We start from the raw sequence: 15246 nt of genomic DNA on the forward strand, positions 1-15246 counted from the left end.
CGCGCTAGGAACGCGGCGTCACGCTGCGCCGCAACAACAGCGCACACAGGACCGCGACCACGATCCAGCCAATCACCCAGAACTGCTCCGTCACGAACACCTGGGAGTTGGGAACCAGGCGCGAGACGATAATAAGCACCACGGCCGTCGCCAGGACGCCGATCTGCGTCATTGCGCCCTTCTCACCAGCAGCAGTCATGGCGAAACCACCCACGAGCATCGCAGCAACGAGCAAAAAGTTGCGCCGCACTGTGAAGGCGAACGGCGTTCCCCATCCGAGGCTGATGGTGTCCATGATGAGAAACAGCGCTAGCACCACAGCAAGCGCGAGGAACGCGCCGCCCAACCGCAGCGCCGCGGGTACGGGGGCGGCGTGGTTGCGCTTCGAAGACTTCTGTTGAGGCATAGGACTTAACCTAGCAGCGGGTTGCTACTTGGTCTCCGCCCAGCCCCACAAGATGGTGCGCGCGAGTGAATGGAAGTAAAGGTTAAAGCCCAAAACGGTCGGAGTTGCGTCCGGGTCAATGTCCAGCTCCTCCACGTCCACGGCATGCACGGCGTAGAGATAGCGGTGCGGGCCATGCCCTGCCGGCGGCTGCGGGCCATAGTAGGTGCGCTGCCCAGAATCGCCCTTGAGGCTCACGATGTTGCCTCCCAGACCGAGATCTTCTGCTGCGCCCGCGCCCGTCGGAATGCTGGTGGTTTCCACCGGGATGTTGAACACAGCCCAATGCCAGAACCCTGCGGCGGTCGGCGCATCCGGGTCGAAACAGGTGATGGCGACGGACTTGGTCCCCTCCGGTAGGTTGGACCACTCGAGTTGTGGAGAAACATTCTCCGGTGCGCGGAACTTCTCCATGAGCTCATCGCCGTCGATGAGGTCGCTGGAGGACAACGGGAAGGTGGGAAGGTCCTTCAGCGACGCGTAAGGGTCTGGTCCAGGGAAACGAGAATCATCTGCGTAGGTCATACCTCACCATTGTGCCCGAATTAGTAGGCGTATCACACCGTTTCTCAGAAACTCTTCACCCACGACCTCAATTGTGTTTGCCTGGCGCAAATTACAGCAGTGCTATTCTTAGCCGTGTTTTGACGCAATGACCTGGCGATTTGTTAAGTGCACGTGCGCCGGGCTATTGTTATCAGGTGCGTTCACCGCAAGGTACACGCCGCTCACCAGCCCGGGTGGCGGAATGGCAGACGCGCTAGCTTGAGGTGCTAGTGTCCTATTAACGGACGTGGGGGTTCAAGTCCCCCTCCGGGCACAGAGAATTAGCCCCGTTGCTTCCTTCCAGAAGCAGCGGGGCTTTGTCGTGCGCTTCGTTCTGCCGGAGCGCTAGGCGCCCTTGTAATTAATACGTATCGAACCCAGCCGCCCGGAACTGCTCCCGGATGGCATTTATCGACTCAGGCGTTGGAGGTTTGGTGTCCTCCAGGTTGTAGGCAATGCCCAGTTCACGCCACTTGTCGGCACCCATGTTGTGGAATGGCAGGACCTCTACCTTTTCCACGTTGTCGCGCCAACGGCTGACGATGTCGACGACGCCCGCAACGTTCTCGGGGGCGTCGGTAAGCCCGGGCACCACCACAAAGCGGATCCATACTCGCTTGCCTCTGGCATGGAGTCGATCACCGAAGTCGATGGTCGGCTGCAGTTGGCGGCCGGTCACCTTCCGGTAGGTGTCCTCGTTGCCGGACTTGACGTCCAGGAGCACGAGATCGAGGTTGTCCAGGTCGTCGTCGTTAAGCCGCGCGCCCAAAAACCCGGACGTATCGATGCAGGTGTGGATCCCCTCATCGTGGACGACTTTGAGGAGCCGACGGGTGAACGCGATCTGAAAGAGCGGCTCGCCGCCGGATACCGTAAGCCCGCCGCCGGAAGCGCGGAAGATGGGTGCGTAGCGTTTAATTCGCTTGACGACGTCCTCGATGCGCTCCAGGGAGCCGGACTTCATCTCCATGGTGTCGGGGTTATGGCAGTACTGGCAGCGCAGTGGGCACCCGGACATGAAGATGGTCATGCGGGTACCCGGCCCGTCGACGGCCGTGACTAGTTCCCAGGAATGGACCAGCGCGATATCGCCGGTGCGCCGGGCCTCCATGAGCTCGGGATGCGTGATGTCGTCCCACGGGGATTCCCCGGGGCCGAGACCGACAGCGGAGCCCAATCCAGCGGCCACGCCGCGGACTTTCTCCCCTAGCTCAGGGGCAAGGGTGACCACGCCTGAGATGCCGTCTGCCATAAATCTGCCTGCCTTAATTGGGTTACGTAGTCCGAATTTAGGAATCCTGGTGGAAGGTTCGCGAGATGACGTCGAGCTGTTGCTCCTTGGTCAGGCGAACGAAATTGACGGCATAGCCGGACACGCGAACGGTCAGGTTCGGGTACTTCTCCGGGTGCTCCACGGCGTCTTCCAGGGTGGATTTGTCCAGGACGTTGATGTTGGCGTGATACAGGCCGGAGTCCATGTTGTGTGCGGCGCGGTTGCGCTTCATGCTCTCCAGGCGCTCATCAAAGGTCTTGGCAGTCATAATGATTCTCCTTGTGGATCGGGATGTGGTGGGTGGTTAGTTGTCCATGATGAAGCCGGCGTCCAGGACACCGACCAGGTTGGTGATGCGCTCTTCCGGGGTGCGACCCAGGCCAGACGGAGTGATGGTATTCGTCAGAGAAATGCCGTCCAGCGCGTCCTTGTAGTCGAGCTTGCCCACCGACAGCATGGAGGCAACCATGCCGTGAGTGTCGGCGCCGTTTTCCGGATTGGCGCCGGGCGCAAACGGGGTGCCTGCCTTGTGCCCGGAGGGGAACGAGCCCGTCGCTTTGCCGTACACCACGTTGGAGGTGATGGTCAGGACTGACTGCGTGGGGATAGCGTTGCGGTACATCGGGATGGCCTTGATCTTCTCCATCACGGTGTGGACGATGGTCGCGGCGATGTCATCGGCGCGGTCATCATCGTTGCCGTAGAACGGGAAGTCGCCCTCGGTACGGTAGTCCACGATGAGGCCCGTCTCGTCGCGCACAGGCGTGACGGTGGCGTACTTGATTGCCGACAGGGAGTCGGCGACGATGGACAGGCCCGCGATTCCGCAGCCCATTGAGCGGACGATGTTCGAATCGTGCAGAGCCATCTCGACGGATTCGTAGGCGTACTTGTCGTGGGAGTAGTGGATGATGTTGAGGGCCTCCACATAGGTGCCCACGACCCAGTCGAGCATGTTCTCGTATTTCTGCCAGACTTCGTCGAAGTCGAGGGGGCCGTCGCCCGCAATGGGGTCGAAACCTTCTACTACCTGCTTGCCAGAGACCTCATCGCGTCCGCCGTTGATGGCGTACAGGAGTGCCTTCGCAGCGTTGACGCGGGCGCCGAAGAACTGCATTTGCTTGCCCACCTCCATCGGCGAGACACAACAAGCGATGGCGGCGTCATCGCCCCACTGCTCGCGGATCTGACGGTCGGACTCGTACTGGATGGAGGAGGTCTCAATGGAGATGTGGGCACAGAACTTCTTGTACCCCTCGGGCAGGGCCGGGTCCCAGAAGATGGTGATGTTCGGTTCTGGGGACGGCCCAAGGTTGATGAGGGTCTGCAACAGGCGGAAGGAGGTTTTGGTCACCTGGTGGCGGCCGTCGGTGCCAAAACCAGCGTCGGACCAAGTGGCCCAGTAAGGATCGCCGGAGAAAATCTGGTCGTAGTCGGTGGTGCGCAGGAAGCGGACGATGCGCAGCTTGAGCACCAGAGAGTCGATGATCTCCTGGGCGTCCTGTTCGGTGATGAGCCCCTTGGCCAGGTCGCGCTCAAAGTAAATGTCGAAGAATGCGGAGAGGCGTCCGATGGACATGGCCGCGCCGTCCTGGGATTTGATGGAAGCCAGGTAGCCGAAGTAGGTCCATTGCACCGCTTCTTGCGCGGTGGTGGCAGGGAGCGAAATGTCGAAGCCATAGGACTCCGCCATGACCTTGAGCTTCTTCAACGCCTTAATTTGTTCCGAGTGCTCCTCGCGGTAGCGGGCCCAGTCCTCTGAGAAAGGCAGATCGGCGATCGCGTCTTTGGACGACTTCTTTTCCTCGATGAGGTAGTCCACGCCATAGAGAGCCACCCGGCGGTAGTCACCAATGATACGGCCGCGACCGTAGGCGTCGGGAAGGCCAGTGATGATGTGCGACGAGCGGGCGGCGCGAATGTTTGGGGTATAGATATCGAAGACGCCGTCGTTGTGTGTCTTGCGGTAGCGGGTGAAGACCTTCTTAACGTCCTCGTCGACTTTTTTGCCGGCTTCTTTGATCGCCTGCTCCACCATGCGCCAGCCACCGTAGGGCATCATGGCGCGCTTGAGTGGGGTGTCCGTCTGCAGGCCGACGATCACGTCATCGTCTTCACTGATATAGCCCGCGGGGAATGCGTCGATGTCTGACGGGGTGTGGGTGTCCACGTCGTACACTCGCTGCTCGCGCTCCACCGAAAGGTAATCCTTTTCAAGGACGTCCCAGGTACGCTGCACCTTCTCCGTGGGGCCTGTCAGGAAGCTCGCGTCGCCATCATACGGGCGATAGTTGCGCTGGATGAAGTCGCGCACGTTAATGCGTTGGCTCCAGTCGCCGTCTTCAAAGCCTTCCCAGGCCTCGAACTTGGTGGGTTGTGTTGCAATAGTCACAGGCCGTGACTCCCTTCCGCACTGGATTGGATTGAGATATGAATCCGGGGCGTGAGCCGCGACGACAACTCCACTGGCGGCACGAAGCCCCGCTACCTCCCAGTGTAGGGCGGAGAGCGGGGCTATAAACTAAGGCTGACCCGCTCGTTTTTGAGGGCAGGCCGATTGAGGGGGCGACTGTGCAGGCCAACGCATTCAAACCGTACGTGCGACTTAGGAAGCTGGTTATAACCGAGAGTATTGTCACAGCTTTTTCGGTTAAGTCGCCCCCGAACGGGGCAGCTAGTGCTGCTCGTTAGGGTCGTTGTCCGCGTCTTCCTTCGTCTGATGGAACGTCCCCTTCACATGGTCCGGTGCGGCGTAGATGGAGTAGACCTTGAACGGGGCGTCCGATTCGTTGACCACGTTGTGCCACTTGCCGGCCGGAACGAAAATGGCGAAGTCGTCCTCGACCACCTGATCAATGTCCAAGCTATCTTCGCTGTCACCAATCATCACACGAGCCTTACCCTCCTCGAGGCGCAAGAACTGGTCGTGGTCGTCGTGAACCTCAGCGCCGATTTCGCCGCCCGCCGGGATGGACATGACGGTCATCTGCAGGAATTTGCCCGTCCACAGGGTGTCACGGAAGGCATCGTTAGCCTTCGTTACTTCCTCGATGTTGAGAACGTATGGGTTCGGGCCATGGTCAGTGCGCAGATCAGACATGAGATGTACCTCCTAAAGCTCGGGATGAACAAGGTGGCCGATAGTTGAGGCCACGTCCCTATCCAGCGTACGCACTTTTGCGGCCGTGCTAACGTCAAAACCCTTATGCAATCCTCAGCCCGCCCGCCAAGACGCGCGTCGTCATCACGCATCACTAGCTTCGCCGATTTTCTTAGCACGCTCATCCGCGACGCGGCCGTGGCCGTGCGTTCCTGGTCGCCCTGGCAGTGGGTCGCGGTTGTCGGCGCGGCGGGGATCTTCGCCATTGCGATGGTGGCCGTGGACATGCCCAGCCTGCATTCGCTCCGCGAGTGGGCCGACAACACCGGGCCGTGGTTCGCGGTGATCTTCATTGGCCTTTCCGCGACCGCCACACTCTTCCCCTTGCCCCGAACCTTGTGGACGGTGGCTGCCGGGGTGCTTTTTGGCCCCTTGAAAGGTGTATTGATTTCTTTGATTGCGCTGACGGTGTCCGCGTGCGTGGCGATGCTGACGGTTCGCCACCTTCTGGGCGACTGGATGGCACCGCGGTTAAACCACCCTGCCGTCAGCGGACTCAATCAGCGCCTCGCGGAGCGTGGCTGGTGGACCATCGCTAGCCTCCGAATGATCGCCGCTGTCCCCTTTTCCTTGCTCAATTATGCCGCCGGATTGACCGCCGTACCGCTGCTGCCTTATGTCTTCGCGACGCTCATTGGTTCCGCACCCTCGACCATCATTGGGGTGGTTTTTGGCGATACTCTCACAGGAGACATGAACCCGTGGGCCATCGGTTTGTTGGCCGCGCTCACGATCGCCGGGATAGTGAGCCTCGTGTTGGATTCCCGGACGCCATTGGCCAAAGTAAAGGCTTCAGGGTAGACTTTTTTAAAAATTTGTTCTCTTTTTACGCCCAGGAGAGTGGTTATGTTCGCCGTCCACGCCCGCTATCGAGGTCGCAATACCCGTCGCGCAGACTATGTTGAACGCGCCGCCGAAGCCCTCGCCACCCTCCCCGGCGTCAGCGAATTTGACATCCTCGGCGTGGAAGATATTTGTGCCAACGTCGCCGACGCCACCGCAGTGACCAACCTCGTGATGGCGTTGCTTGCCGACGGCGAGTGGGCCGTCGGAATCGGCGTCCACCCCGGCCCCCAGGAATTCGGCGTCCGCCGGATCGCGACCGCGGCGCTGCGCAACTCCGCCCGCGCCGGTGTGGTCAAGGTCCGCGTCCAGGTCCCAAAGGCAACAACAGAAGCTGACGATATATCTTCCACTTTCGCCCTCCTAGCGCACGTCCTCCACAAGCGCACCGCGGAAGGTCGGGAGGCGACGTCGCTGGTGCGGTCCGGGCTAGATCAGAACGAGGCCGCCGCCGAATTGGGCATCTCAAAGCAAGCGATGTCGCAACGACTCCAGGCGGCCGGCTGGGCCGCGGAACAAGCCGGGTGGCAACTCGCGGTCAACCTTTTGCAGCGCGCTAACCCCGCTTAGAGCAAGTCCTCTTTACGGAGCTCCGGTGTAGTCACGAAGTCCACCAAACGCTCCACCGCACCAATGAGGCTCGAATCCAAATCCTTGTAGGTGTGAACGGCATTGTAGACCCGGTTCCATCCCTCTCGCGGATCACTCCACCCCACGCGGCGACAAATGCCTGTCTTCCAGTCCTCCCCATAAGGGACGTCAGGCCAGGCGCGCAAGCCCAGGCGCTCGGGTTTCACAGCGGCCCAGATATCGATGTAGGGGTGACCTGTGACCAGCACATGCTCGCCAACCTCCTGTGTCATGCGGGTTTCCTTCGAGCCTTGGACGAGATGGTCGGCCAACACACCCACTCGGCGCCCCTTGCCCGGGCGAAACTCGCGCAGTCGCTCATCGAGGTTGTCCAGGCCGTCCAGGTACTCCACAACCACGCCTTCGACCCGCAAATCGTGGCCCCATACCTTCTCCACGATCGCGGCGTCGTGGACGCCTTCGACCCAGATGCGCGACGGCGCTGCCACTTTCGCCTCGACGTTGGCCACCCGGCGGGAGCCTGAGTTCGACAGGGCTGGCTTCTGCAAACGAGGCGCAACGTATTTCACGAGCGTCACCGGCCTGCCTTCAAACAGGAAGCCGCCCTTGACGAGGTTAAAAACACGTTCGGTGCCGTAGCGATCTTCCAACCGCACAACGTCCCCATAGACCGTTTTGTCGACACCAACGATGGCCCCTACAAAATCGTCTCCGCGAACCTCCACGACGAGCCCGGGCTCGGCAGGGACTTCAGGGTAGGTGCGAGGCTGGCGGCGAGGATGGCCGGAGAAGATGTCACCGGAGTAGCGGGAATCGGCATTCATGGCTGTCCATCCTATCGGCTAGAATGCCCCGTCATGGATATGCGCGCCGAGGTGTGGTCACCTCTTCAAAACACCGCCTGTTGGTTGGGGGCTTGGCTGTGGGGTCATGAGTCGACCGATGCTCTCGTGGACGCGCTCACAGCACTTGGTGGGGTTCAATACGCCGGCGATGGCGCTGCGTTCGCTGAGATGTTGCGCACCTTGCGCGCCCACACCCGCGGGCTTATCGACGCCCGCGAACGCGAACCCATCATGAACCTCATTCTTTCCGGACCGGGCGAGGCCCCGGCGCTGGCGGCCGGAAGTTCGTCGGCTCAGGCGGCGCGCCACAGCGCCGAAGGGGTGCTGATGGTCCGTACTGATAGCCCGGAGACGCCCCTGTGTCTTGTTCCCGTCCGCACAAAGGTCAAGGGCGTGGACGCGACTTTGTGGAAAGTGATCGTAGAATCAAGCCCTCAGACTTTATCTACGCCCCTGAGCCCCGGCGACGCCGACGCCGCACTGACGGCCGCCACAGACGAATCGGCGTCGCTTATAGAGGCGCTAGGATACTCCACTGACCCCCTTCCCAACCCCCGGCTGACGGTAGGCACTCTGGCAGATTTTTACGACACCCCCGGCCTCCCAGCGTCCATCCCCGGCCGCGCCGCGCAACTGTTTGCCCGCACCGACGGGGTCGCGGCGATCATTGAAACGGTGACGGAAAGAGTCGGCGACCACAGCCTGGACCCGCAACTGTTTCGGCTCTGGAGACACATACGCCACGCCCGCATGGCAGGTGTGGCGTATGCGATGAGCGAGTTCGCCCGCTAGGCCTTCGTACGCAACCCGGCGATGTCGCAGCATCCCGCCGCACAGGGTTCACCGTTGACCGTGCAGCCCTGAACCGTCACAGCACCCAGGGTCGCCGGATCCGCGCCGTCGACATGCTCTTGGGCCAGGTCCACGATCATCGCAGCGAAGTCCTGGGTTGGCCCCACCGTTGGTGTCCGGACCACCTGCACGCCCAGGCTGTCAGCGGCGGCTTTGAGTTCGGTATCCAGATCCCAGATGACTTCCATGTGGTCGGAGACGAAACCAATCGGGCACACGACCACCGCTTCAACGCCCTCGTTTGTCGCCAACTCAGTGGTCCGATCCACGATATCGGGTTCGAGCCACGGGGTACTCGGGTTGCCCGAGCGCGACTGCCAAACAACCTCGTAGTCGCCAACACCCGAGGCCTCCGCAACCAACCGGGAGGCCTCAGCCACCTGGCGGGAGTAAAGGTTTTTATCACCTTCTGCGCCGGCAACGTTGTCGTGTGCGGTGGGGACAGAGTGTGCGGTGAACAGTACCCGCACCTCGTCCTTCGTCACCTGAGAAAGCCCTTCTTTGAGACCGCGCGCCATCGCAGACACGAAGGCCGGATGATCAAAGAAGTGCCGCAGCTTCGTAAACTCAATCGGCTCATGTCCCTGCGCCGACAGGTGCTCCCGGAGACGGACGATGTCCTCGTCATATTGCCTACACGCCGAGTAGCCACCCCACGCAGAGGTGGCAAAGACTAGAGCCTTGCGCACGCCGTCGCGAGCCATGCGCTCTACCGCGTCCTCGCCGAAGGGATGCCAGTTACGGTTACCGAAGTAGACCGGCAGCTCAATGCCGCGGTCCGCGAGCACGCCTTCGACGTTGGCAATGATCTCGCGGTTGAGATCGTTAAGTGGTGACTTTCCGCCGAAATGGAAATAGTGTTTGCCAACGACTGCCAGACGCTCCCGCGGGATGCCTCGGCCTCGGGTCACGTTTTCTAGGAACGGGACAACTTCTTCTTCGGCTTCTGGGCCGCCAAAAGACAGCACTAGGAGCGCGTCGAATTCCTCGGTGATGGAGTGTGAGATCATACTTTCGGATAGTACTAGCGATTGATCTGGGGAGATAATCCTAGAGCAGGCGCACCGCGTGCGGAGACATTCCGGACCACCGGACGGGGGTCTTGGTCACGGTTTGCCCGGACTGCGGAGCCTCGAGCATTTCTCCATTACCCAAGTAGATAGCAACGTGGTGGTTGCCCTGCGGGCCGTAGAAGATAAGGTCTCCGCGTTGCATATTGGCCGGATCGATCTGCTCACCCATGGTGTATTGGTAGCCGGTGTAGTGCGGAAGGGAGAGCCCCGCGGCGCTAAACGCGTAGAGGGTTAGACCAGAGCAGTCGAAACCGACCTTGTTGTAATCGCCGTGTGCGTCCGCCGTGCCGCCATCGCGGATGCCTTGGCTGGGTCCGCTCGCGGTACCGCCACCCCAGGCATACGGGGCGCCGATCTGGCTTTCAGCTCGGGCGATGACTGCCTCGATCTTTTGCTCGCGGCTCGAGTCGGGAAGCGCCTGGGACGCCTGCGAAGACACAGAGTCATTGGTGTCCAGCTCGTTGAGGAGGCTGTCCACAGACTCATCGCCGGTAGCGGCGGCGTCAGTGGCGTCGCCAGACAGCTGCAGTGCCGGAAGCTGGGTGGAAGACTCGGATTCTTCGACGGTTTCGAGGGTCAGCTCTGGCTGCGAGCCCGAGATGATCGTGGCTGCCTCATTAAGGGCGTCGGTGAAAGCCTGGACGTCGGTCGCGAAGGTGGAGGCCGCCTCAGTCTGCGCAGGGCGCGCTGGTCGGGTTGGACGTTGTGGTTCGGAGACCGTCTCCTCCGGAGCCTGCTCCGTCGGTGTCGGAGTCTGCTCCGTAGTCGAGGTCTCGACTGCCGACTCAGACAGCGGGACCGTACTTTCCACAGTCGATTCCTCTGCTGCGGACGAAGGAGCGGGCGCTGCAGTAGTAACCGTTGTCTCTGCTGCAGCAGCAGTCGCTGCCGGCTGGGCGGCAGGGGTTGCTTCCGGAGCCGCCGCGGCGGTAGTCGCAGCGTGGGAGTTCCCCCCACGTTTGACGTCGAGCTTGCGCTGCGCCTTTTCTTGAAGCCTGGTGAGCTCGTCATGTTGCGTACTCAGCTCCGCGTGCTCAGCGGCGGAGTCCGCGAGTACGGACTGAGCCTCGCTCTTGACGTCAGAGGCCTTTTTCTCGCGGTCCTCTGCCAGCTGCTTGACCTTGCGCAGCGTGGACTCCTGGTTGGCCTTGTCCGTGCGCACACGTTCAAGATTGTCGATGACGTCATTGCGCTTGGCAGTCTCCTGGCGCAGGTATGACTGACGATCCAGGGCGTCGGCCGAGGCGTCGCCGCCAGCGAGCTGCGTGACCGGCTGGCTGCCGGCGGCTCGGCGGTACTGGGAGCTGGACAAGCCGTTGAGGAGAGCCTGCGCATCTTCCAGATTGGTGTTGGCGGTACCCAGCTTCTTCTTGGCGGTGGAGGCACCGAGTCGAGCCTGCTGGGCCTTGGTGCGCGCGTTGTGGAAATCCACGAGGGCTTTATTGACCTGCTGTTGATAGCGGCCCATTTCAGATTCCAGGGTTGCAATCTCGGCGTTCAGTGACGCAAGAATTGCAGCCAGATCACCGACGTCGCCGGTGCTGGACAGTGCGTTATTGAACTTCTCGACGACCGATTGTTCCTGCGCCATGGCAGGGGTCACCGACGTCGCCGTGGACACCGTGACGGTGCAGGCTACGGTGGCCAAGAAATTTCGGCGGCGGACTAACTTAGACCTTTTTCGGGTACGGGAAATAGAGGTGGTCACCACGACACTCCTCACGCCGCCATGGCGCGTACGGCGAATCTGGATACGCCAGCATCGACGTGCCACGGAGACACCGTGGCACGCGCACGTGACGTACCCGCGCACGCGAAATGGCGGGTGCATTCATAGAAAGCTTGTTGAAAAATCGGACAAAAGCTGACGCACGTGTCGGCCCCTCCCGCCCCTTGCCGCATTCTTCCTGTGACCGTCGTGGCGTGCTTCCCCACATGCCCGTGCGTAAGTCAAGGATCAAAATATGACAAAAGTGAGATTGATCGACTCGTGAGTCAATAAGCAAACCATAGAGCACACCCGTACCATGATGCACGATGATTTCAGGAACCCCAGAAGTCAAGCTGGGTAACAGGACTTAACAAACACACTTGGCCAGCGGTTTATCAAAACGCAACAATTAAAGTGATTTCAGTCACAACGCCGCAACGATGGCGTGTCGGTCAACGCTGCGCGCTTGACGTCACGATAGTGGCGACAGCACACATGGAGATGAGAATGAGCAACGCTCCCCCGAGCGCCCACCAATTCATGCCAGCCCCCTCTACGGACGCGAGCAATTGGGTCACGGCCGCAGCATGGTCCGGTGTGGCAGCCACCTTCGCCTGAGCGGTTTCAATCGCCGCCCGGGAATAGCCCTCACTTACTGCCGACGTCGTCCCCACCCCGCGCACAATAACAGTGTCTAGCCCGGTGGCGTCGGCAAGCTCCTGGGCGACGTCCCGGTAATCCGCAGGCATCTGCGCCCGGACGGGGACGACGGCGACACCGATGCTGTCGTGCCCCGACAACGCTTCAGCGATGAGCGGTTCCTCAGTCAACGATGCCCCCGTGATACCGTCGGCCCGCATCTCTGCAGCCAATTCGGTGATGTTGACACCTTCTGGAACCATTCTTTTCCTCGCTCTCCACTTTCGCTTGCTCCCCAATCTTCGCCCGCCCTCCCCCATTTGCGGGATGCAACGCGCCGAGCATGCCAAACATTCGAAACAGAACGCCCGTACTGTTACACTGATGCCTATGATGGATACTGGTCCCATCACACATGCACCTGCTTAATTAATAGAGAACGGAGCAAAAATGACCCAGAGTCTAAACTCCTTTGACGCCAAGAAGACCCTCGAGGTTGGCGACAAGTCCTACGACTACTTCGACATCAACGCTGTTGAAGGCCTGTCCAAGCTGCCTTACTCCCTCAAGGTACTCGCTGAGAACCAGCTGCGGTACGAGGACGGCAAGAACGTCACCACCGACCACATCCAGGCTCTGGCCAACTGGGACCCCAAGGCTGAGCCTTCCGTGGAAATCCAGTTCACCCCGGCCCGCGTCCTGATGCAGGACTTCACCGGCGTTCCATGTGTCGTTGACCTCGCCACCATGCGTGAGGCAGTGTCGGCCCTGGGCGGCTCCCCGGATCAGGTCAACCCGCTGAACCCGGCCGAGATGGTTATCGACCACTCCGTCATCGTTGAGGCCTTCGGCTCCTCCGATGCCCTGGAAAAGAACGTGGAAATTGAGTACCAGCGCAACGAGGAGCGTTACCAGTTCCTCCGCTGGGGTGCGGAGAACTTCTCCAACTTCCGCGTTGTTCCTCCTGGAACTGGCATCGTGCACCAGGTCAACATCGAGTACCTGTCCCGCGTTGTCTTCGACAACGAGGGCGTTGCGTACCCGGACACCTGCATCGGCACCGACTCCCACACCACCATGGAAAACGGCCTGGGCATCCTGGGCTGGGGCGTTGGCGGCATCGAGGCCGAGGCTGCCATGCTCGGCCAGCCGGTCTCCATGCTGATCCCGAAGGTCGTCGGCTTCAAGCTGACCGGCGAGATCCCAGTCGGCGTTACCGCTACCGACGTCGTATTGACCATCACCGACATGCTCCGCCAGCACGGTGTCGTGCAGAAGTTCGTGGAGTTCTACGGCGACGGCGTCAAGTCCGTGCCGCTGGCAAACCGCGCCACCATCGGCAACATGTCCCCTGAGTTCGGCTCCACCTGTGCGATCTTCCCGATCGACGAGGAGACCGTTAACTACCTGCGCCTGACCGGCCGCCCGGAGGAGCAAATCGAGCGCGTTGAGGCTTACGCCAAGGCCCAGGGCATGTGGCTCGAGGCCGGTGCTGAGGAAGCCGAGTACTCCGAGTACCTCGAGCTGGACCTGTCCACCGTTAAGCCGTCCATTGCCGGCCCGAAGCGCCCGCAGGACCGCATCCTGCTGGAAGATGCCAAGGAGCAGTTCCGCAAGGACCTCACCAACTACACCACCGACGAAGTGTGCGAGGACGACTCCCCAGAGGCCGTTAAGATGGGCGCCGAGGGCGAAGAACTCGAGCCGACCTCCTCTGCCGACGGCAACTACAACGCCTCCCGCGCTGGCGAAGGCGAATCCGCGGCCGTTGGTGCCAAGGGCCGTCCGTCCAAGCCGGTGACCGTCACCTCGCCTAACGGTGGCGAGTACACCCTGGACCACGGCATGGTGGCCATCGCCTCCATCACCTCCTGCACCAACACCTCCAACCCATCCGTGATGATGGGTGCTGGTCTCATTGCACGTAAGGCCGCCGAAAAGGGCCTGAAGTCCAAGCCATGGGTCAAGACCATCTGTGCCCCTGGCTCCCAGGTTGTCGACGGCTACTACAAGCGCGCCGACCTCTGGAAGGACCTCGAGGCCCTCGGCTTCTACCTCTCCGGCTTCGGCTGCACCACCTGCATCGGCAACTCCGGTCCGTTGCCACAGGAGATCTCTGACGCCATCAACGAGCACGACCTCGCTGCCACCGCCGTTCTGTCCGGCAACCGCAACTTCGAGGGCCGTATCTCCCCCGACGTCAAGATGAACTACCTCGCCTCTCCGATCATGGTCATCGCCTACGCTATTGCGGGCACCATGGACTTTGATTTCGAGAACGAGCCGCTGGGCCAGGACCAGGAGGGCAACGACGTCTTCCTCGCCGACATCTGGCCAACCCCACAGGAGATCGAGGACACTATCCAGTCCGCCATCTCCCGCGAACTCTACGAGGCTGACTACGCCGACGTCTTCAAGGGCGACGACGCATGGCGCAACCTTGACGTTCCAGAGGGCAAGACCTTCGCATGGAACGAGGACTCCACCTACATCCGCAAGGCACCGTACTTCGACGGCATGGAGATGGAGCCGGCTCCGGTACAGGACATCAAGGGCGCACGCGTACTGGCGAAGCTGGGTGATTCGGTCACCACCGACCACATCTCCCCTGCTTCCTCCATCAAGCCAGGTACTCCTGCCGCGCAGTACCTGGACGCCAACGGCGTCGAGCGCCAGGACTACAACTCCCTGGGTTCCCGTCGTGGTAACCACGAGGTTATGGTTCGTGGTACCTTCGCCAACATCCGTTTGCAGAACCAGCTTGTCGACGTCGCGGGTGGCTACACCCGTGACTTCACCCAGGAAGGCGCTCCGCAGGCATTCATCTACGACGCTGCGGAGAACTACAAGGCTGCGGGCACCCCACTCGTGGTCTTGGGTGGCAAGGAATACGGCACCGGTTCCTCCCGCGACTGGGCGGCAAAGGGCACCGTACTGCTGGGCGTGAAGGCGGTTATCACCGAGTCCTTCGAACGCATCCACCGTTCCAACCTCATTGGTATGGGCGTGGTGCCTCTGCAGTTCCCGGCTGGCGAGTCCCACGAATCCCTCGGCCTGGACGGCACCGAAACCTTCGACATCACCGGCCTGGAGGAGCTCAACAACTCCATCCCGAAGACCGTCAAGGTTACCGCCACCAAGGAAGACGGCTCCACCGTCGACTTCGACGCCACCGTGCGTATCGACACCCCAGGTGAAGCCGACTACTACCGCCACGGCGGCATCCTCCAGTACGTGCTGCGTCAGATGGTTGCTTCCTAACGGATAG

12 protein-coding genes, 1 tRNA gene and 1 pseudogene are annotated in these 15246 nt (G+C 61.2%); 5 read left to right on the top strand and 9 right to left on the bottom strand.

The window, feature by feature from the left end; genetic code table 11:
• Nucleotides 1-4: 4 nt before the first annotated feature.
• Both H0194_RS00385 and H0194_RS00390 read right to left on the bottom strand, forming a co-directional pair.
• The gene (locus H0194_RS00385) at nt 5-406 is read right to left on the bottom strand and encodes a hypothetical protein (RefSeq protein WP_185175944.1); all 402 of its coding nucleotides are present in this window, start codon (nt 404-406) and stop codon (nt 5-7) included.
• A 24-nt stretch (nt 407-430) separates the two neighbouring features.
• Nucleotides 431-970 (bottom strand): YbhB/YbcL family Raf kinase inhibitor-like protein, encoded by a 540-nt coding sequence (locus tag H0194_RS00390; RefSeq protein ID WP_185175945.1) that lies wholly within the window; start codon nt 968-970, stop codon nt 431-433.
• A gap of 209 nt (nt 971-1179) precedes the next feature.
• Here H0194_RS00390 and H0194_RS00395 point away from each other — a divergent pair.
• Nucleotides 1180-1265 (top strand) — tRNA-Leu (locus tag H0194_RS00395).
• Nucleotides 1266-1352: 87 nt separating this feature from the next.
• Here the strand turns inward: H0194_RS00395 and pflA are convergent.
• From pflA to H0194_RS00415, 3 genes and pseudogenes are all read right to left on the bottom strand, one after another.
• Nucleotides 1353-2243, bottom strand: coding sequence for a pyruvate formate-lyase-activating protein (gene pflA, locus H0194_RS00400; protein WP_185175946.1), 891 nt, complete (start codon nt 2241-2243; stop codon nt 1353-1355).
• Between the two features lie 37 nt (nt 2244-2280).
• Nucleotides 2281-4656: pseudogene (gene pflB / locus H0194_RS00410) on the bottom strand (formate C-acetyltransferase).
• A 282-nt stretch (nt 4657-4938) separates the two neighbouring features.
• The gene (locus tag H0194_RS00415; RefSeq protein WP_185175949.1) at nt 4939-5364 is read right to left on the bottom strand and encodes a cupin domain-containing protein; all 426 of its coding nucleotides are present in this window, start codon (nt 5362-5364) and stop codon (nt 4939-4941) included.
• A 105-nt stretch (nt 5365-5469) separates the two neighbouring features.
• Here H0194_RS00415 and H0194_RS00420 point away from each other — a divergent pair, with 105 nt between their 5' ends.
• A complete protein-coding gene (locus tag H0194_RS00420; protein ID WP_185175950.1) occupies nt 5470-6225 on the top strand; it encodes a TVP38/TMEM64 family protein in 756 nt (251 codons plus the stop codon).
• 45 nt (nt 6226-6270) lie between these two features.
• Nucleotides 6271-6837, top strand: coding sequence for a MarR family transcriptional regulator (locus H0194_RS00425; protein ID WP_185175951.1), 567 nt, complete (start codon nt 6271-6273; stop codon nt 6835-6837).
• Here H0194_RS00425 and H0194_RS00430 read toward each other — a convergent pair.
• Nucleotides 6834-7682, bottom strand: a complete 849-nt coding sequence (locus tag H0194_RS00430) for a DUF3097 domain-containing protein (protein ID WP_185175952.1) — start codon at nt 7680-7682, stop codon at nt 6834-6836. The genes H0194_RS00425 and H0194_RS00430 overlap by 4 nt on opposite strands.
• A gap of 33 nt (nt 7683-7715) precedes the next feature.
• Between H0194_RS00430 and H0194_RS00435 the strand changes: the two genes are divergently transcribed.
• Entirely contained in the window at nt 7716-8495 is a 780-nt protein-coding gene (locus tag H0194_RS00435) for a hypothetical protein (protein WP_185175953.1), read from the top strand.
• On the opposite strand, the gene H0194_RS00440 is transcribed toward H0194_RS00435, so the two are convergent.
• The 3 genes from H0194_RS00440 to H0194_RS00450 all read right to left on the bottom strand — a co-directional run bounded on the left by H0194_RS00440 (nt 8492) and on the right by H0194_RS00450 (nt 12241).
• Nucleotides 8492-9565, bottom strand: coding sequence for a ferrochelatase (locus H0194_RS00440; protein WP_185175954.1), 1074 nt, complete (start codon nt 9563-9565; stop codon nt 8492-8494). The genes H0194_RS00435 and H0194_RS00440 overlap by 4 nt on opposite strands.
• Nucleotides 9566-9605: 40 nt before the next feature.
• Entirely contained in the window at nt 9606-11336 is a 1731-nt protein-coding gene (locus H0194_RS00445) for a DIP1281 family NlpC/P60 protein (RefSeq protein ID WP_185175955.1), read from the bottom strand.
• A 455-nt stretch (nt 11337-11791) separates the two neighbouring features.
• A complete protein-coding gene (locus H0194_RS00450; protein WP_185175956.1) occupies nt 11792-12241 on the bottom strand; it encodes an Rv1476 family membrane protein in 450 nt (149 codons plus the stop codon).
• A 187-nt stretch (nt 12242-12428) separates the two neighbouring features.
• Between H0194_RS00450 and can the strand changes: the two genes are divergently transcribed.
• Nucleotides 12429-15239, top strand: a complete 2811-nt coding sequence (gene can / locus H0194_RS00455) for an aconitate hydratase (protein WP_185175957.1) — start codon at nt 12429-12431, stop codon at nt 15237-15239.
• Nucleotides 15240-15246: the final 7 nt, after the last annotated feature.

Source organism: Corynebacterium incognita, from assembly GCF_014217255.1.
Lineage (GTDB): Bacteria > Actinomycetota > Actinomycetes > Mycobacteriales > Mycobacteriaceae > Corynebacterium > Corynebacterium incognitum.